Annotated in this window: 18 protein-coding genes; 12 read left to right on the forward strand and 6 right to left on the reverse strand. The window is 56.1% G+C overall.

The features are described from left to right. From VAE55_RS06250 to mntA, 4 genes are all read left to right on the forward strand, one after another. On the forward strand, nt 1-1,526 hold a 1,526-nt coding region (locus VAE55_RS06250; RefSeq protein WP_322814941.1), incomplete at its 5' end, for a tetratricopeptide repeat protein. Between the two features lie 2 nt (nt 1,527-1,528). Then, nucleotides 1,529-2,359: a diadenylate cyclase CdaA gene (gene cdaA / locus VAE55_RS06255; protein ID WP_322814942.1), complete on the forward strand. Its 831-nt coding sequence runs from the start codon at nt 1,529-1,531 to the stop codon at nt 2,357-2,359. After that, nucleotides 2,356-3,684, forward strand: coding sequence for a YbbR-like domain-containing protein (locus tag VAE55_RS06260; RefSeq protein ID WP_322814943.1), 1,329 nt, complete (start codon nt 2,356-2,358; stop codon nt 3,682-3,684). Before cdaA ends, VAE55_RS06260 begins: the two co-directional genes overlap by 4 nt. A gap of 377 nt (nt 3,685-4,061) precedes the next feature. Continuing rightward, on the forward strand, nt 4,062-4,481 hold the full coding sequence (gene mntA, locus VAE55_RS06265) for a type VII toxin-antitoxin system MntA family adenylyltransferase antitoxin (protein WP_322814944.1): 420 nt from the start codon (nt 4,062-4,064) through the stop codon (nt 4,479-4,481). Nucleotides 4,482-4,634: 153 nt separating this feature from the next. On the opposite strand, the gene VAE55_RS06270 is transcribed toward mntA, so the two are convergent. Continuing rightward, nucleotides 4,635-5,774, reverse strand: coding sequence for a hypothetical protein (locus VAE55_RS06270; RefSeq protein ID WP_322814945.1), 1,140 nt, complete (start codon nt 5,772-5,774; stop codon nt 4,635-4,637). 194 nt (nt 5,775-5,968) lie between these two features. Between VAE55_RS06270 and VAE55_RS06275 the strand changes: the two genes are divergently transcribed. The 4 genes from VAE55_RS06275 to VAE55_RS06290 all read left to right on the forward strand — a co-directional run bounded on the left by VAE55_RS06275 (nt 5,969) and on the right by VAE55_RS06290 (nt 10,609). Further along, entirely contained in the window at nt 5,969-7,363 is a 1,395-nt protein-coding gene (locus tag VAE55_RS06275; RefSeq protein ID WP_322814946.1) for a right-handed parallel beta-helix repeat-containing protein, read from the forward strand. Next, entirely contained in the window at nt 7,363-7,704 is a 342-nt protein-coding gene (locus VAE55_RS06280) for a cupin domain-containing protein (RefSeq protein ID WP_322814947.1), read from the forward strand. Before VAE55_RS06275 ends, VAE55_RS06280 begins: the two co-directional genes overlap by 1 nt. Nucleotides 7,705-8,312: 608 nt before the next feature. Beyond that, nucleotides 8,313-9,398, forward strand: a complete 1,086-nt coding sequence (locus VAE55_RS06285) for an inositol-3-phosphate synthase (protein WP_322814948.1) — start codon at nt 8,313-8,315, stop codon at nt 9,396-9,398. A gap of 173 nt (nt 9,399-9,571) precedes the next feature. Continuing rightward, the gene (locus VAE55_RS06290) at nt 9,572-10,609 is read left to right on the forward strand and encodes a glycosyltransferase family 2 protein (RefSeq protein WP_322814949.1); all 1,038 of its coding nucleotides are present in this window, start codon (nt 9,572-9,574) and stop codon (nt 10,607-10,609) included. Nucleotides 10,610-10,611: 2 nt separating this feature from the next. Here VAE55_RS06290 and nirK read toward each other — a convergent pair whose 3' ends face one another. Further along, nucleotides 10,612-11,658 carry a copper-containing nitrite reductase gene (nirK, locus tag VAE55_RS06295; RefSeq protein WP_322814950.1) on the reverse strand — a complete coding sequence of 349 codons (1,047 nt, stop codon included), beginning with the start codon at nt 11,656-11,658 and terminating at the stop codon, nt 10,612-10,614. A gap of 173 nt (nt 11,659-11,831) precedes the next feature. On the opposite strand from nirK, the gene VAE55_RS06300 reads away from it, so the two are divergent. Both VAE55_RS06300 and VAE55_RS06305 read left to right on the forward strand, forming a co-directional pair. Next, nucleotides 11,832-12,098, forward strand: coding sequence for a hypothetical protein (locus VAE55_RS06300; protein ID WP_322814951.1), 267 nt, complete (start codon nt 11,832-11,834; stop codon nt 12,096-12,098). Between the two features lie 92 nt (nt 12,099-12,190). Then, entirely contained in the window at nt 12,191-12,940 is a 750-nt protein-coding gene (locus VAE55_RS06305; RefSeq protein ID WP_322814952.1) for an HpcH/HpaI aldolase family protein, read from the forward strand. Between the two features lie 7 nt (nt 12,941-12,947). Here VAE55_RS06305 and VAE55_RS06310 read toward each other — a convergent pair whose 3' ends face one another. After that, on the reverse strand, nt 12,948-13,622 hold the full coding sequence (locus VAE55_RS06310; RefSeq protein ID WP_322814953.1) for a Crp/Fnr family transcriptional regulator: 675 nt from the start codon (nt 13,620-13,622) through the stop codon (nt 12,948-12,950). A gap of 90 nt (nt 13,623-13,712) precedes the next feature. Between VAE55_RS06310 and VAE55_RS06315 the strand changes: the two genes are divergently transcribed. Then, nucleotides 13,713-13,955, forward strand: a complete 243-nt coding sequence (locus tag VAE55_RS06315; protein ID WP_322814954.1) for an ATP-binding protein — start codon at nt 13,713-13,715, stop codon at nt 13,953-13,955. Between the two features lie 41 nt (nt 13,956-13,996). Here the strand turns inward: VAE55_RS06315 and VAE55_RS06320 are convergent, their stop codons facing one another. The 3 genes from VAE55_RS06320 to VAE55_RS06330 form a co-directional block, all read right to left on the reverse strand. Then, the gene (locus tag VAE55_RS06320; protein ID WP_322814955.1) at nt 13,997-14,620 is read right to left on the reverse strand and encodes a GNAT family N-acetyltransferase; all 624 of its coding nucleotides are present in this window, start codon (nt 14,618-14,620) and stop codon (nt 13,997-13,999) included. A gap of 290 nt (nt 14,621-14,910) precedes the next feature. Continuing rightward, on the reverse strand, nt 14,911-15,696 hold the full coding sequence (locus VAE55_RS06325; RefSeq protein WP_322814956.1) for an enoyl-CoA hydratase-related protein: 786 nt from the start codon (nt 15,694-15,696) through the stop codon (nt 14,911-14,913). 31 nt (nt 15,697-15,727) lie between these two features. Continuing rightward, entirely contained in the window at nt 15,728-16,699 is a 972-nt protein-coding gene (locus VAE55_RS06330; protein WP_322814957.1) for a MoxR family ATPase, read from the reverse strand. 240 nt (nt 16,700-16,939) lie between these two features. Between VAE55_RS06330 and VAE55_RS06335 the strand changes: the two genes are divergently transcribed. Continuing rightward, nucleotides 16,940-17,258, forward strand: a 319-nt coding sequence (locus VAE55_RS06335) for a hypothetical protein (RefSeq protein WP_322814958.1), incomplete at its 3' end; no start/stop codon positions are given.

The following is a 17,258-nucleotide window of genomic DNA, read 5'->3' on the forward strand; positions in this document are numbered from 1 at the left end:
CGCGCTCGAAACTGGCCGACTTGTTGAGACAAACCGGACGTATTGACGAGGCGGTTGAGCAACTACTTCAGGTAGCAAATACCTATTTTCGGCTTGGACAGACCAATAAAGCGCTGGAAGAGTTTCGGCGTTTGCTGCAATGGGCACCAAAACATCGGGAAGTGCATGCACAGTACGGTCTGGCCCTGCTGAAACTCGAACGGTTTGAAGCTGCCCTCGATGAGTTTCGGCAGGCGCTGGAATTGGGTTCTCCCGATGACCCCGTCGCACTGGCGCGATTGAATATCACGCTGGCGTTGATGGGTGAGCAACCCGCTGTTATTTGGGACTCGCTGGCGACGGTGCTGGCCCAATTGAAAAAACAGCCAGGCGAGTTTGCCGCTGTGCAGGCAGAGTATCGTGCGGCCTTCTTAATTGAGGATCGCGCTCTGCTGCACTACATGCTGGCAATTATTCAGCAACAGCACGAACAACACAATATGGCCTTACTGGAGCTGGATCAGGTACAAGCCTTACTGGCGAGTGAACCCGATCCGATGCTCCCGCCGGCCCTGGTTTATCAGGCAACTGCCGATAGTTATATTGCGCTTGGAAAGGCAGAAGAAGCGCTTGAACAACTCCGCCGTGGTCAGGCTGTTGCCGACCAGATTTCCCCCAATCCAACGTTACGCCATCCTTTTGCAATCCCGCCCTCACGTGCCGATCTGGTGCGACGAATGGCCGAAGCTTATGCGGTGAGTGACGATCTGGTCGGTGCTGAGCAGGCGCTGGTAGAGGCGAAGCGATTGTTGCCTTACGATCGTGCGATCTACACCAAACTGGCAGAAGTCTATTTCCGGCAGGGAAAACTGGCCGAGGCGCTTGCGCAGCTTGACGAAATGGCTACCTATTACGAGGAACGGCAACAGCTTGATCGGGCGATTGAAATGCTCGAATATGCGGTACGGCTGGCGCCGAATCATATCGGCATGGGTAGTCGCCTGGCTCGCATGCAACTGCGCCGTGGCTATCTCGATCAAGGACTGACCGGCCTGGTACGGGTGAGTGAATTACAAAAGCGGGCCGGTCAACTAAAAGATGCGGTCGCCTCGTTGCAGGAAGTTGCCCAGACCTACTGGATGCTCAGCGATCACGAGCGGGCGCGGGAGATGTATGATCGGATTGTTCAGATCGCACCGAACGACATTGATGCCCGTCAATGGCTGGCCCTCATGCATACGCTGGCCCGTCGCACAAAAGAGGCTATCAGCGAGAAGAAGCAGATTGCCCGTATCTTTGCCCAACAACGCGATTACGATAATGCTATCGCTGAACTACATCAGATCATTGGGCTTGATCAACAAGACCTGGAAGCCTACTACATGCTCTACGATATGCTGATGCGACGTGAGGAATACGGCCAGGCCAGCCAGCTCTGCCGGCGAATGCTGAAGATGCCGGGAATCGAAGCAGAACGGGTAGAAGCTATGTTAAGTGCCGCCAATCGTATGTTAGAGCAACGTAAGTCGGCGCCGCCACAGAGTTAACAATGATAGAGCTTGAGCGTCTCTGGACGCGGTTAAATCCGCTTACCTCACCATTCGCGCTGATCGACATTTTCATTGTTACAGCCTTCTTTTACTGGCTGTTGGGCATTGTGCGCGGCACGCGCGCTGTCCAGTTGCTGCGCGGGGTTGGTATTTTGCTGGCTATCGCTTTTCTGATGCCTGCTATCGCCAGTGATCGGCTTACGCTCCTCACCTGGTTGATCGTGAATGTCATCTCGCCGGCATTGATCGTTGCTATTCCCGTTCTTTTCCAGCCAGAGTTGCGACGGGCGCTAGAGAGCCTCGGTCGGTCGAGCGATCTCTTCGGGCGACCGTTTGGTGGTGCCAATCGCTCTGAGCTGTTGGAGACGATTACGGTGATCAGTCGCGCAGCAGCCCAGCTCTCGCAGCAGGGGGTTGGGGCGCTGATTGTGATTGAACGTCGCACCCAGTTGCAGGAATTTGCCGACCGTGGTGTGATTCTCGACTCGCGTATTTCCACGCCGCTTTTACTCAATATTTTCTTTCCCAACTCACCCTTGCACGATATGGCAGTAATCATTCGCGGGAATCGGATTCTGGCTGCCAATGTTGTGCTACCGCTTAGCGAAGATATTTCCGGGCCACGACGGTACGGTACGCGCCACCGTGCGGCCAAGGGAATTACCGAGCAGACTGATGCACTGGCCGTCGTTGTCTCAGAAGAGACCGGTGCTATCTCGCTCGTCAGTGATGGCCGCATGGTGAGCTATTTAACCGAGACGCGGCTGCGGACAATGCTGGCCGATCTGATGCAGGTGCCGGTTGAGAAAGAAGCGAAGAGGGCGGCATGAATGGTGTGCGTTCAATTGTGTTGCGGGCGTTCCTGGCCTTTGGTCTGAGCTTTGCCCTCTGGTTGTTTGTTTCTTTCAGCGAGAATCCTGAAGAGACGGCCCGTTTCGAGGACCTCACGCTCCAGATCGTTGGCCTGGCTGAAGATATGGTGATCGTTGATGCGAATGGGTTGCCGACAACCTCATTTCCGCTCGTTGACGTCACTCTCCGCACTGATCGCCGACAGCGCTCGGAGTTACGTCCGGTTGATATCCGGGTTGTGGCCGATCTGAGTAATCTCGGTCCCGGTGATCACCTGGTGCCGATCAATGTTCAACCAACGCGCAGTAATCTCTCGTTCAGTGTGCCGGCGGGAGGGATCGAACCGTCTACAATTGGTATACGTATCGAGCCGGTAGAAACTGTGACCGTTCCCATTCGTCTTGAAATCGTCGGTTCGCCACCGTTTAGTTTCGAGCGCGGCGATCCAGAGATACGCTACAACGGTAATTTGATTGACACCGTAACGGTGAGTGGTCCGCAAAGTCGGGTTGTGCGGGTGGCGGCGGTGCGGACTGTGGCCAATATCGCGCAACTTCGCGCATCGTATGTTGCACCGTTGAACCTGACGCCGGTTGACAACAATAATCAGTCGGTTGAAGGGGTGCAGGTTCGACCGGCAACGGTGACTGTCGTGATCCCGATTAATCCGGTCGTTGGTCTGCGGCTGGTGCCGGTTTCGCCGATTGTCATCGGCTCACCGGCGCCGGGATTTGCCGTTACCGATATCAAGGTTGATCCGCCATTAATCACCCTTACCGGTAGTTCTGGCCCGCTTGACGCGATCAACCTGTTGCAGACAGAAGCTATCGATATCGCCAACGCCCGTGAGACGGTGGTGCGCATTGTACCGTTAATCATCCCGACCGGTACTTCTCCGGCTCAGGGCGAGTCGAACGCTGTGCGGGTAACGGTTGAGATCACGCCAATTACCTTGCCATTTCAGGTCCGCTTACCGGTCGAGATTGTGATCGACGGTTTAGAAAATGGTCTCCTTGTCACCGTGTCACCAGAGGTCGTTGAGATAACCTTCGCCGGTACCAGTACCCAACTGAATGCCCTGGCGGCGATGCCGCTGGAAGCTACCATTAACGTCAGCGGACTTGCTCCTGGTGCCTATCAGTTCTCTGTCCAACCCCTGCTGCCTGATGGAGTCAGCATCGTGGGTGAAGCACCAACCGTGACAGTGGTGATTATCCCAGAGCCGACGCCCACCCCGACCACATCACCCTCTCCCGAACCGTCACCGGAAGTCGAGCCGACACCAACCCCAGACGGTGGTTAGGCGATCAGGGTAATCTATCAGTCGTCAGAACCCGATGTTGCATCGAGGGTGGAGGCAATACTTCTGCACCGGTTCATCTCTGTGACTAGAGTGGGATAGGTTACGGTGAGCCGGCCACTTCGCGCTACCAGGCGTAGACCTGCACCGTCTGACAGATCAGACTTCTAGCATGGCAATTGCCACCGTTGGGGAGAAGCGCTATACTGAACACACCGTAGATGCCTGGGGAATGCGCCGGTATTGGCGGATAACGATGGAGCAAAGCGCTGGTAACTATCGCCAGTTGTTGTGCTAAACACGTTTAGAGCATCTACAAAGCGGAGAATCTGTTCGCTTCTCGCGAACAGTGGTTATTCAGTATAGAACAGTCTGAAACAATGACACAATTGGAACAAGCGCATGCTCTGCCGGAAGCCCATGACTCAATCGTTTTTGCTATGCTCTTCGGTTCGCTGGCGAGAAATACAGCGCACCCCTGGAGCGATGCAGATATTGGTATCTACGTTACCTGTCCCTGGTCACTCCTGGAAACAGGAAAACTCGCTGCTTCCCTGGAGACAGCGCTCGGTCGAACCGTTGATCTATGTGTGCTAAACGTGGCGCTTGAACGTAATCCCCTGCTCGCCTACCGGGTTATTGCCGAGGGGAGACTGTTGTTTTGTCGAGACTCTGACATCTTTGCTGATGTTAAGGCCAGGATTATCTTGCACTATCTGGATACATCCTTTCTACGGACGATGGTGATGAATGCCTTTCGTGAGCGTCTGGAGAGCGGGCAGTTCGGCAAGGGGGGATGATCGTTAGAACGAAGATGACTTCGCCGTACTGTCACCACCATATCCGCACACCGGTGCGTGAGGCGTCTCGCTGTGATCTGCCGTCAAAGAGACTCCTGCGAAACACCGCTAACCGAATGAGCGCATGGGCAAGGATGGTGGGTTCGTGAGCGTTCAGTGACCTGGCGACTCGCGATACTGAACCCCGGTTTCGTCATTCGCTACCGCCACCCGCTGCCGGCGGGCGACGAGTACACTCCCCGCCGTGATCAGCAGAAACACCACAATACTCACCGCATTCAACATCCCACCCCAGCGCCGTAGTTCGATCACCATCAGCAGATCACCGAACACACGTAGCACCAGTGAGAGGTGTAATAATCCCAGGGGCAGATAACTCCAATTGCTAAAGTGCAACGGCACCTTCAGCAGAGCGGGAATGATGATCGGAGCATGGCCAAAAATCATCGCAGAGACAAAGCCGACAAAGACGCTGTGCAGGATGGCATCGTAAAGAAAGCCACCATAGACTCCGCCGACCACCACCATCAGCAGGCCACCAATTGCCAGCCACGCACTGCCTGAGAGCATACAGGTTGCGCTGAAGCGGGGTAATCCAGGCCGGCGAATCGTCCGGCGTCCGATGTCATAGGCTAATAACCACAACCCACTGCCCAGTAAGCCGAGGCCGGCAATGCGCGAGCTATTGACATAATCAAACAATGACCATAACAGCCCCAACCAGATCAACCCGACACTCAGACTAAAGCTCCAGAACGCATGAACCGGCAACTGGCGCAGCCTGCCCAGTTCCAGCCGTTCACCGAAGATGGTCAGGGTCAGAAAGCCGATCCACCAGAGTGAGGCCAGCGCTAAAGGTTTGCCACTAAGCCAGATCAGGTTACCGCCGAACCACGCCAGCCCACCGAGCGCCATCGTAATCAGGAAATGAGCCGGTTGGCGCTTGAGCAGGGTGGCAAAGATGATGAGCAGGCCAAAACTGCCGCTACTGATAAGCAACGTAGCGAGGGGAGTCGGCAATCCCAGCAGTAATCCCAATCCACCGCTGAGGGTCAACAGTGGCCCGGCAAAAGCCCAGGGGCGCCCAATCGCTACCGCCCGTTCCAGCCCAATGACTGTACCGAGCATGCCGCCAACGAAAAGCTGACCATGGAGCGCAGCCAGCGCGATGGGTGAGAAGGGTAAAGCCCAGCCGATCCGTAATAAGCCTGCCCAGAGTGCGCTAACCAGCATCACCATGACGCCGGCAGCGAATGCTACTCGCAACCCAAAAGCATACCTTGATATGGTCATGGCGTATCTCCCCATTGCTGTGAACCCTGTCTCTATCAGCACTACCGTCAGGCTGTCTACGTGGTTCGAGCGAGTTTCCTCGTGTCCCAGCATAGCATGCTGCGACAAAGCTCGCTGTGACTTTTTTCACAGCAAAAACCTACCTGTAACACTACTGTAGAAACAGGCAGTACAGGCGTGATGAGAGCAGGTCTATGAAATTACGACATTGGTGGCAAACACTCGTCAGTTTGCTTTGCATATGCTGGATCATAGCTGTTCCGGTTCGTGCCATCGCTGCACCGCGAACGGTAGGAGCTGCTGACGATAACGGGGTCGTTCATATTATTCGCGTAGGTGTAGGCGGAGATTACAGTCAGCTCACCGACGCGCTGGCCGCAGCGCCGGCCGGTGCCATCATCGAGATACTGCCCGGTATTCAGATCGGCCAATGGGTCATCGACCGGCCATTGACGCTGCGTGGTCGCCACGGTGCCGTTCTCGATGGTGGTGGAAGCGGAACAACCCTGACTATTACTGCGTCAAATGTTCATGTTCAAGGGTTGAATTTCCAGCGTACAGGAATGCAACCGGTTGATGTCGCGATTCTGGTGCATGCTTATGCGGTCACTATTGAGAGCAATCGCTTTGAACGCTTTATGCGCGGGATTACGATTGGTGATGGCGCCGGTGTGAATGGCGATGCAGCCTACACCATTGTCAGAAACAACACACTTGTCGGATGGCCTGATGGCACGCTGCCAGAACGCAGCATTGGGATTGCTGTGCTGAAAGCCTCGGCAGTACGGATTGAGCTAAACACCATTCTTGCCGTGCAGACCGGTATAGCGATTGATGATGCACCGCGTGGGGTTATTCGGGGCAATGTTATTCGGGCAACTGAAACAGCATTTGTCACCCCGCTCCTGGCCGGTTCGCCTTCCGTTCTGGGCGCCACTGCAACCTTCTTTAGTGCAGCTCTATGCCTACCTGCCGCCAGCGACGTTGTGTTTGAGCAGAATACGTTAGAACACAATACGACAGCAATAAAGCTGGCCAGCAGTGCACGGATGACCATCCGCCAGAATCTGCTCCGAGCGCAACATGCCGATGCTCTGCTGATTCACAATAGTACCGGTTTGCTGATCACCGATAATCGCTTCCACCAGAATCCACGGGCCGTCACGATTGGCGGGAGTGGTACTGTAGACATTCGCCAGAATCGATTTACCGACAACGAGACAACCTTCATTCTTACGACGGGTGATGCCGTAATTACCGTGCATCACAACGATTTCATTCACAACCAGAAGCTACTGATGCGCGACATACAGGCGCCAACAGTCGCCTGGGAAGGCAACTACTGGAAACAACACGTGGTGGCAGATTGGTGGTTTCGGTTGCGTGCACAATGGGTTAGTCAGGATCAGCAGGGTCGTACCGTGTTACCATATGCTATTGATGGTGTTGTTGATCCCTCTCCGTCACTCATTCCCTACTACCCTGATGCACAGGCAACGAATCAACAACTGCTGTTCATGGTTATCGCCTGGATTGGGATCAGTCTGATTGCATTGTACCGAATCTGGCGACTGAAAGGAGTATTGTGATGGGATTGCCGGCAGAGCATGTCATCGATGTAGCAGCGGTCATGCGAGCCGCGACTCACGATGGCGCGATCTGGAGTGTGAACAGTGAACAGATGAATGTGAATCTTATGCGCCTGAAGACCGGAGCGACGATTACACCTCACGTTAATGCGGAACTTGACGTGTTACTGGCAATCTACGAAGGAGAAGGCGAACTGGTGGTCGATGAGACGACTGTGGCGCTTGCCCCCGGTATCGCAGTGGTGGTACCACGTGGCGTTCAGCGTTCGTTGCGCTGTCTGCGCGGGCCGCTGGTCTTCCTGACCGCTCATCGTCAACGGGGTGGCTTGATGCCTCGCTGATACCCGGTACGGCTTTCGTGCCACATCTTGCGCAACAATGTGCATCGTTCAGGTGTACCATTAGCGAGGCATTGAAGGGTTCTTGTTAGCGTAGATAGGGGCACGGTATGCCGTGCCCCTATCGGTGCCAGCAGTGCATCATCCAGGTACAGTAGGGACGGGTTCCGAACCCGACCCTACGGACGCTGCATTTGCCCGTTCACATTGTCATACGAGAGAAAGGCTCCATGTTAGATCGCGTGTCTTACAATGGGCTGTATCAGATTTGATGTAACATTGCCTGGATAGTATCTCTCTGGCATCTGGCGCGTCCGATTTGTTGCTTCTGCACGCCCGTGCGCTGTATAGATGCACGTCCATTGCACGATTTCACGGTCGTTTCGCGCAATCCGGGTGCCATCGCAGCGTTCGCGCAACGTCTGCGCATCGCACAACACATCGTCCTGTGAAGAGGCTGCACGTACTCCTGCCCGGTCCCCCCTTACCTGCACCGTACCACAACGCGGCATTTTACAAAGTGTCGCGACAAGAGTACAATGTCGTGTTGATCCACGCCGCCACGCTGCGGCTACTGCCTCATAAAGCTGTGTTGAAAGGAAAGAAGCGCTGTGAGCAAGAAGATCCGCGTTGCGATTATTGGCGTTGGCAATTGCGCCTCCTCACTGGTACAGGGCGTCCATTACTACCGCAATGCCCGTGATGGCGATGACATCCCTGGTCTGATGCACGTCAACCTGGGCGGCTACCACATTGGCGATATCGAGTTCTCGGCGGCATTTGATATTGCCGATACCAAGGTTGATCGTGATCTGTCCGAGGCGATCTTCGCCGAACCAAACAACACCTACCGCTTCGCCGATGTACCGAAGCTGGGTGTACCGGTATCACGTGGGATGACCCACGATGGGATCGGTAAGTACCTCAGTACGGTGATCCGTAAATCGAAGCGCGATACCGACGATATTGTGGGTATTCTCCGCGAAACAAAAACGGATGTTGTCGTCAATTTTCTGCCGGTTGGCAGCGAGATGGCAACCAAGTGGTACGTCGAGCAGGTGCTCGATGCCGGTTGTGCATTTATCAACTGTATTCCAGTCTTCATCGCCAGCCAGGAATACTGGCGACGCCGCTTCGAGGAGAAGGGGCTGCCAATTATCGGCGATGACATCAAGAGTCAAGTCGGCGCAACCATCACGCACCGCGTTTTGACAACCCTCTTCAAGGAGCGTGGCGTTCGTCTCGACCGTACCTATCAGTTGAATTTCGGCGGCAATACCGACTTTCTCAACATGCTCGAACGTGAGCGTCTGGAGAGCAAGAAGATCAGCAAGACCAATGCCGTCACTTCACAGTTGGGGTACGAGTTGCCGGCTGAACAGGTACACGTCGGGCCGAGCGACTATGTGCCGTGGCTGGGGGATCGCAAGTGGTGCTATATCCGTATGGAAGGCACCACCTTCGGCGACGTGCCGCTCAATCTGGAGCTGAAGCTTGAGGTGTGGGACTCGCCTAACTCGGCGGGGGTGGTGATTGACGCCATTCGCTGTGCTAAACTGGCCCTTGACCGGGGGATTGCCGGTGCACTCTACGGCCCCAGCAGCTATTTTATGAAGACACCGCCTCGCCAGTTTACCGACTATGAAGCGCACGATTTGACCGAGCGCTTTATTCGTGGTGAGGTCGGCGCCAAGTAGGGACAATTCATGAGGCTCTCCTCCGTTGAGGTAAGCCAGGGGCAACCCTGGTGGCGTTCCTCTCAACCAGGGTAGGGGCAACCACCAGGGCTGCCCGTCGAGGCAGGGTGGGGCACTCTGCGTGGCAGCCCTCACCGGCTTACGACACCGGACAATATGCAAGCAGGACGGGCATGAAACTGATAGTGCAGATTCCGGCCCTCAACGAACGTGATACTATCGCCGACGTCATTCGTGCTATTCCCCGGCAGATCCCCGGCGTGGATCAGGTTGAGGTGTTGATTATTGATGATGGCTGTACCGATGATACGGTTACAGTCGCCCTGAATGCCGGTGCTGATCATGTGGTACGTCATACTGCCAACAAGGGGCTGGCAACCGCATACCAGACCGGTATCGATACCGCGTTGCGTCTCGGTGCCGATATTATTGTCAACACCGATGCTGACAATCAATATCCAGGGAGCGAAATTCCTTATCTGATTGCACCGATCCTGGCCGGCAAGGCCGACATTGTGATTGGCGACCGGCAGGTGCATCAGATTGAGCATTTCTCTCCCCTGAAAAAGGTGTTACAACATATCGGTAGCGCAGTGGTACGCTGGGCATCCGAGACAAATGTGCCCGATACCGTGTCGGGTTTTCGGGCGCTGTCACGCGAAGCTGCGCTGCGCACCTTTGTAACCTCCGATTTTTCGTATACGGTTGAGAATCTGATCCAGGCCGGTAAGCGCCGGCTCACGATTGTGGCGGTTCCCATCAAGACCAATCCTGTGCAGCGTCCCTCTCGCCTGCATCGCGGCAACTGGAATTTTATCAAGCGGCAGGCCGCCATCATCGCCCGCACCTACACGACCTACGAACCCCTCAAAGTCTTCAGTTACATTGCGCTCTTCTTCGTGACTCCAGGTATTGTGTTGCTGGGATGGGCTGCGTTCGTCTTTATCGGTCGGCGCCTGGGTGTGCTCTCGGCCACCAATGATCAGTCTTTGCTGGTGGGGAGTATCCTGGTTTTAATGGCGTTGATTATCTTTCTCATCGGCTTACTGGCCGACCGGGTCGGGGGTGTACGCCGGTTACAGGAAGAGATACTTTACCGCACGCGCGTCAATCTGGTCGAACAAGAGGCGTGGCGACGCACGATCAGCGCCCGTCTCGACCGGATCGAGCGGGCGCTGGGGGTGACGGTGACCGACGAACCTGAACCTTGATCTCAGTGGCCGGCCGTGTTCAGTTCTGGAGCGTCGAAGACTGTTGGATTGGGGGCACCACTGACCTCAATTTTGGCGATTGCACCCTTGTCAATCGAGCGGCTGAGGGCGTGATCGACCAGGATGTAGGTGCCCGGCACTTCCACTTTGAACTCGATGATGACCGCTCCACCTGCCGGGATGAGCGTTGTCTGCACATTATGGTTCTGCAGGCTACCACCCTCGACGTAGACGGTGTCGAAGATTTCACCGATCACGTGGAAGTTGCTGCTCACGTTCGGGCCACCCACGCCAACAAACAGCCGTACCGTCTCACCTACCCGTGCCTTCATCGCATTGTCGCCTGTTAAGCCACCGGCCCGGCCGTTGAAGACGATATAGGTCGGGTTTTCGTCCTTCACCGCTACCGGATTGAAGGCCAGATGGCCTTTGGTGCCGTGAGCTTGTTGGGTGTAGAAATCACCTTGCATAATGTAGAACTCGCGATCAACCGGCGGCAGACCACCTTCAGGTTCCACGACGATTAGCCCATACATCCCATTGGCGATGTGGGACGGAATATGCGGCGTTGCGCAGTGGTACACGTAGACACCGGGGTTAAGTGCCTGGAAGCGGAAGCTCTTGGTCTGACCAGGAGCAACCTGCGTCGCCACCGCCCCACCACCCGGGCCGGTCACTGCATGTAGATCAATCGAGTGCGGCAACTGGCTGTCAGGCGCATTGGTGAGCGAGAGTTCAACGGTATCACCGACCCGTACCCGGATCATTGGGCCAGGAACCGTGCCGTTGAACGTCCAGAACGTATAGGTACTGCCATCACCGAGATAACCTACCACTTCACGAGTCGTCAGCTCTACGGTTACCGTCTGTGCCGGGCGGGAACCAACCGGCGCCGGAACTGCATTGGCTGGCAACATCACCTCATTAGTCACTTCCATAGCTGGAGCAACTGTCGGCATGACCGGCATCTGGACACCGATAGGAGTAGGAGCAGCCGCACAACCGGCTAGTAAGGTTACCAGTACTGCAATAATCAGTGAGCGAACCATTTGTTTTCTCCTTCTGTCTAAGCCTGAGCCTTACTGAGCCAATCGTAGCAAAGAGTGTTCGTTGTTAATGTGACAGAAGTCACAACCTCTTTTTCAATGGGTATTACAGTGATGTGTTGAGAACGCATCTCATCAAGCTGTGCGGTCGTGCTACCAGACGGTCGCACAGGCTCGTGAACGCTTACCAATTACCCACGACAGCCTATCCTGATCCCGGCACATCGGTATGGCAGCGAGCAGCGCTGGCGACGGCCTACGGTGCTATCACTCGCTGGGTTGGTTTCCTTGCCCGCTCGTCGGGCACGTGTCGCGGCTTGCGGAGTGCAGTAGCCACACTGACGCGCCAGTCGTGCTCGCAATCAGGCGCGTGGCACGCCGTTGACCCTGCTGGTCACGGGGATGCTATGTATGATCGTCACGATCATTCTGTCAGTGATTAACAAGATAACTTCTGCTCCTACGCTGACCCTTTTCCCCACTCTCCAACCGTGCTACCATGCAGATATTCGCTGATAGTATGGAGACACAAGCTATGGTTGATCACCTTCGCCAACGCTGGGCAAGCGACGCTGTGATCTACAATGCGTGGCTCACCATTCCTAGCCCGTGGAGCGCTGAATTACTGGCCGCAGCCGGATTTCCCTCGCTCACCATTGATCTGCAGCACGGCTTGATCGACGATCCAACCGCATTGCAAATCCTGCATACCATTGACCGACGGTGTCCGGTCTTTGTTCGTCTAGCGTGGAACGAACCGGCAGCGATTATGCGTGCCCTGGATCGGGGTGCTGCCGGGATTATTGCGCCGTTGATTACCGGCCCAGCCGATGCCCAGGCGCTGGTTGCTGCCTGTCGCTTTCCGCCAGAGGGTATCCGGAGTTATGGGCCGGTGCGGGTTGGCGTTGTGTATGGGGTAGCCGAACCGGCTATGGTGGCGCACATACCGTTCATTATGCCGATGATCGAAACGGCCGGCGCCCTTGACCAGCTTGAGGCAATTGCTGCTGTGCCGGGCATTGATGGCCTCTATGTCGGGCCGGCTGATCTCAGCTTGAGTTTAGGGCTTCCCGTACCGGTGGATTTCGCAGCCCCACCCTTCCGAGCAGCGCTCAGCCGGGTGGTTGAGGTTTGTCGACGGCATCACCTAGTCGCCGGCATCTACGCCAGCCCGGAATGGGCCGTCGATCTGGCGGCGCTTGGCTTCCGGTTCATCACGATTGTCAACGACAGTGATCTGATCAGTCGGGGGGCAATCGCGGCATTACAGCGTGTAAGCGGCTAATCTGAATCTAGGTCTCAGCACAGGCGGCCAGCGCGGCGCGGTCGCAAATCGCGATTGCGCCGCGTTCGATACGGATCATCCCCTGCATCTCAAACTGGTGCAGCGTCCGACTAACCATCTCGCGCACGGTACCGATCATAGCGGCCATTTCAGCCTGAGTCAGCGGAGCCACCAGTTCGCCTTTTTCAGAAGCAATCGCCCGATTAAGCAGCAACTGCGCCAGACGGCCTTGTACGCTGTGTAGCGCAATGTTATCGATCAGATTGACCATGTGGCGCAGGCGAGTGGCAAACTCCCGGAGCAGGGCCATCACCAGCGCCGGGTGTTCATGCACCAGTTGCCGCATTGCCGTGATCGGCAATTCCAGAACATCAACATCGGTAATCGCTTCCACATTCACCGGGCAAGGCCCTTCATCGAAGATCGGTACTGCATTGAAGTGCTGACCCGGCCCCATGACATTCACGATCTGTTCGCGGCCATTCGGCGCAATGCGGGTTAGCTTGACCCGTCCCGCTACCACGGCGTACATTGCCTGTGGTGGCTCACCGGCAAGGACAATCAATGCACCGGCGGGGTACGAGCGCGGGAAGGCCGTGGCTGCCAGTGCCTGCAATACTGTATCAGGGAGGTGAGTGCAAAAACTCACCCGGCGCAATTGAGCGATGCGTTCGTTGTTCAATGTCCACCTGCACTGTGACGATTGTCACTGCGACCGTACCGTTATTCTCATTATAGTGGATTGCAGAAGATGCTGAATAGGAGGAACGATATGAACACGACTCGCTCTGTAATCCACTTGCCACAACTCCCAGAGATAGATCGCAACCGTTGCAACGGCTGTGGTCTCTGCGTGGCACTCTGCCCAACCCACGCGGTTGCAGTCCGTGATGGATACGCAGTGATTGTCAATGCCGATGCCTGCAATTTTTGCCCGCTCTGCGAGAGTTATTGTCCAACGGGAGCCATTGGGCGACCGTTTACAATCACGTTTTGTTCGGCGACGACAACCTGATGACGATCTGGCCGGATGTATACCGACAACTCAGCAGTGATTTATGCCAGCACCTTCTCCATCACCAGGCTCGGCCAGTCCAAGCGAGCACGCCAGCCATCCAGTCGCCAGATTTCATCATACCCACACCGCCGATAGAAGCGTTGGGCGGCAGTATTGGTCTCCAGCACTTGCAAACGGGATCGAGTCAATCCACGTGATCTAATCTGCGCCTCGAGGGCTGCCATCAATGTCTGCCCGGCCCCCTGACCACGGGCCACAGCAGTGAGCACGACCGAATGGATCAGGGCACTCTGCGGATCGGTATGATGATACACACCTATCAGACTACGCACCACCACACTTGCCAGTTTGAGGGTTGGCCTGATCCCAAGCTCACGCACCGCTGCTGCAATCGTTCCCTGTGGCGCTCGCTCGTAAGCCGGCTCGTTGGGGAATTGCAGCATGCCGGTACCGATAACCCGCTGCTGATCGTCACATACCACCAGCCTGTTTGTGAGGGCAGCTTCGTCATTGGCATGCAGCGTATAGGCTAACAACCGCTCTTGTCCGGCCCGGCAGCCACTGAGCGCACCTGGCAATTCAGAGTGATACAATTCGACGATCAAGCGGGCCAAATCAGGTATATCGGTGCCGATGGCGGGACGAATAGTGAATGCAGGCATACGATAGCACCTTTTCAAGAAGCGATGTTGCGATTACGACCAAAGCTCATTGGATACGTCACACCAGATACTCCATCGCAGGATGGATCTCACTATCTACCGTAGCAGTCACTGTGAGCATGTTTGACGCGCAAGCCCTCTCTCACCGACGAATGGCAGGCTTTTCATCCGGCGGCCGCAGGAGCGGGGCAAACGCGGGTACTGACTCGTTCAATCGTTCACATAGTACAGGCATCAGCCGGTGCTCCATTCCCGTACCAGCGTAACTTCAGTCCAGGGCCGGTGCCTGTCTATTTCTGCTCTGGTGCCCACGGTGGTGACTGACGATTGAGAAACGCCCGCAGCCCGGCCTGGCCCTCGGCACCGGTACGAGCAGAGGCAATCGCTTCGATTGCCAGCCGTCGCACCTCATCGAGTGAACCGGTGCGCACCACCTGCAACAACGCTTTACTCATCGCTATCGCACGTGGTCCGGCCTGTAACAAATCGCGCACGACACGGTCAACAGCCTGATCGAGTTGATCGGCCGGCACTACCTCGTGTACCAGCCCAATCGCCAGCGCCTGCGCTGCCTTGATCCGACGCCCGGTCACAAACAGAGCACGGGCATGCCCAAAGCCGATTTTCGCGGTCACAAAGCGGGCAATAACCGCCGGTAGCAGACCCAGGCGCACCTCGGTCAAACCAAAAACGGCCTCTTCAGCCGCAACCACATAGTCGGCGCAACAGACCAGTCCCACCCCACCACCGAGCGCTGCCCCGTGTACCCTGGCAACCACCGCTTGCGGCAGTGTGTCGAGGGCCGTGAACATCGCATCAAGGCGAGAAGCATCGGCCAGATTCTCTTCACGTGAATAGTTGAGACTGGCCTGCATCCAGTTGAGATCGGCGCCGGCACAGAATGATGGCCCCTCTCCCTGCAAGATCAGCACTCGCACAGCAGGATCATCGCGTAGATCGGTGCAGACCTCAGTAATTCCGGCGATCACATCGGGGTTGAAGGCATTGTGAATGGTTGGTCGCTGTAGCGTAAGGGTGGCAATTGGGCCATCACGGGTAAGCGTCAACACTGCCATCGTGGTTGCTCCTTCTTCAGGCGAAACAGCACTACTCTAGCGGTAATTCCACGCTGGCTAACACCTCGGCCAAAACGTCAGCACTGGTGCGGCCACGGATTGTGGCTGCCGGACGCACCAGCAGACGATGCTTCAACACCGGCTCGGCCAGCGCCTTGTAATCGTCAGGCAACACATAATCGCGTCCGGCCAGCGCTGCCCGGGCCTGCCCGGCACGAAACAGCGCCAGCGTCGCCCGTGGACTCATCGCCAGCGCCAGATCGGGATGGCTACGCAACTGCTGCGCCAGCCGCACCAGATACTCACGCAGTGACGGTGCGACGCGCACGGTGTAGACTATTCGTTGCAATGCCGGTATCTGTGACCCGTCAACCACTGCCGTCACTTGTGTAATGGGATGATCGCTGGTGAGCGTCGTCAACATCTGCAACTCATCAGCCGGTGAGGGATAACCGAGCTGAATCTGAAGCAGAAAGCGATCAAGCTGCGCTTCGGGTAAGGGAAACGTACCTTCAAACTCAATCGGATTCTGGGTAGCCAGGACCAGAAACGGTTCTGGCAAACGATGCGTCACACCGTCAACACTCACCTGCCCTTCCCCCATCGCTTCGAGCAAGGCGCTCTGCGTGCGCGGTGTTGCGCGATTGATCTCATCAACCAGCACCACGTGGCTGAAAAGTGGGCCGGGCTGGAAGACAAATTGCCCGTTCTGTGGGCGGTAGACACTGACACCGGTGAGGTCATTGGGCAACAGATCGGGAGTACACTGAACCCGTTGAAAACGCAATCCTAGCGATAGAGCCAGGGCGCGGGCCAGCATCGTCTTGCCCACCCCTGGGACATCCTCAATCAACACGTGCCCACCACACATCAACGCGATGAGCAGTAAGTCTATCGCTGCCGTTTTGCCAATAATAACCCGTTCAACATTTGCCCGCACACGTTCGGCAAAATCGGCCAGTGCGCGCAGGTTGGCGACAGAGGTCGAAGACGGTGTATTCACAGAGTTTATTTCATACGTGATAAACTGATGACCACGTAATAGATTATACCTGATCGGCAGAATCGGTTGACACCAGTTATCACACATTATCCCACACTATCCCACATTATCCCACATGGGTTTGTGGGTGTGTTAAGGATTTTTAGAACAAATGTTTTGTTAAAACGTACACGCATGATCTTTCGGTATCTCGTTGCTTCGTTGCAACGATCGGATACATTGAGACGCAGGTACCGATGGATGGTGGAAACCAATCCGTTGCTCATCGGCTCACGCCGCTGCAGGCTGCGTTTGTGCGAACGGAGCGTGTTCACCAAACGTGCGCTTGATGACCAAGTGCACCGTTTCGCTCTGCCAACGCTGCCCAACCACGCCATCCCGGCGGGCGTGCGCGACAAGATCAGCCCGTGCGCTGCGGTCAGGGTGCACCAGATTACCGCCCCGTCGAACGGGGGGAACGCGATCATCCGTGCGAACCGTGTGACCATCACCGCCCGCAGCGGTCATCATGACCCACGCCGTCCGTCTGCCCCGGTACCGTCCGTAGCGGCGGGCATCT

This window comes from Chloroflexus sp., from assembly GCF_034432675.1.
Lineage (GTDB): Bacteria > Chloroflexota > Chloroflexia > Chloroflexales > Chloroflexaceae > Chloroflexus.

Excerpts from the sequence above, each read along its gene's own strand:
- VAE55_RS06275 (WP_322814946.1), top strand. The coding sequence starts at position 5,969 with ATGAAATTACGACATTGGTGGCAAACACTCGTCAGTTTGCTTTGCATA.
- cdaA (WP_322814942.1), top strand. The coding sequence starts at position 1,529 with ATGATAGAGCTTGAGCGTCTCTGGACGCGGTTAAATCCGCTTACCTCA.
- VAE55_RS06325 (WP_322814956.1), bottom strand. The coding sequence starts at position 15,696 with ATGGCAGTGTTGACGCTTACCCGTGATGGCCCAATTGCCACCCTTACG.
- VAE55_RS06270 (WP_322814945.1), bottom strand. The coding sequence starts at position 5,774 with ATGACCATATCAAGGTATGCTTTTGGGTTGCGAGTAGCATTCGCTGCC.
- VAE55_RS06290 (WP_322814949.1), top strand. The coding sequence starts at position 9,572 with ATGAAACTGATAGTGCAGATTCCGGCCCTCAACGAACGTGATACTATC.
- mntA (WP_322814944.1), top strand. The coding sequence starts at position 4,062 with ATGACACAATTGGAACAAGCGCATGCTCTGCCGGAAGCCCATGACTCA.
- VAE55_RS06260 (WP_322814943.1), top strand. The coding sequence starts at position 2,356 with ATGAATGGTGTGCGTTCAATTGTGTTGCGGGCGTTCCTGGCCTTTGGT.
- VAE55_RS06315 (WP_322814954.1), top strand. The coding sequence starts at position 13,713 with ATGAACACGACTCGCTCTGTAATCCACTTGCCACAACTCCCAGAGATA.
- VAE55_RS06320 (WP_322814955.1), bottom strand. The coding sequence starts at position 14,620 with ATGCCTGCATTCACTATTCGTCCCGCCATCGGCACCGATATACCTGAT.
- nirK (WP_322814950.1), bottom strand. The coding sequence starts at position 11,658 with ATGGTTCGCTCACTGATTATTGCAGTACTGGTAACCTTACTAGCCGGT.
- VAE55_RS06280 (WP_322814947.1), top strand. The coding sequence starts at position 7,363 with ATGGGATTGCCGGCAGAGCATGTCATCGATGTAGCAGCGGTCATGCGA.
- VAE55_RS06305 (WP_322814952.1), top strand. The coding sequence starts at position 12,191 with ATGGTTGATCACCTTCGCCAACGCTGGGCAAGCGACGCTGTGATCTAC.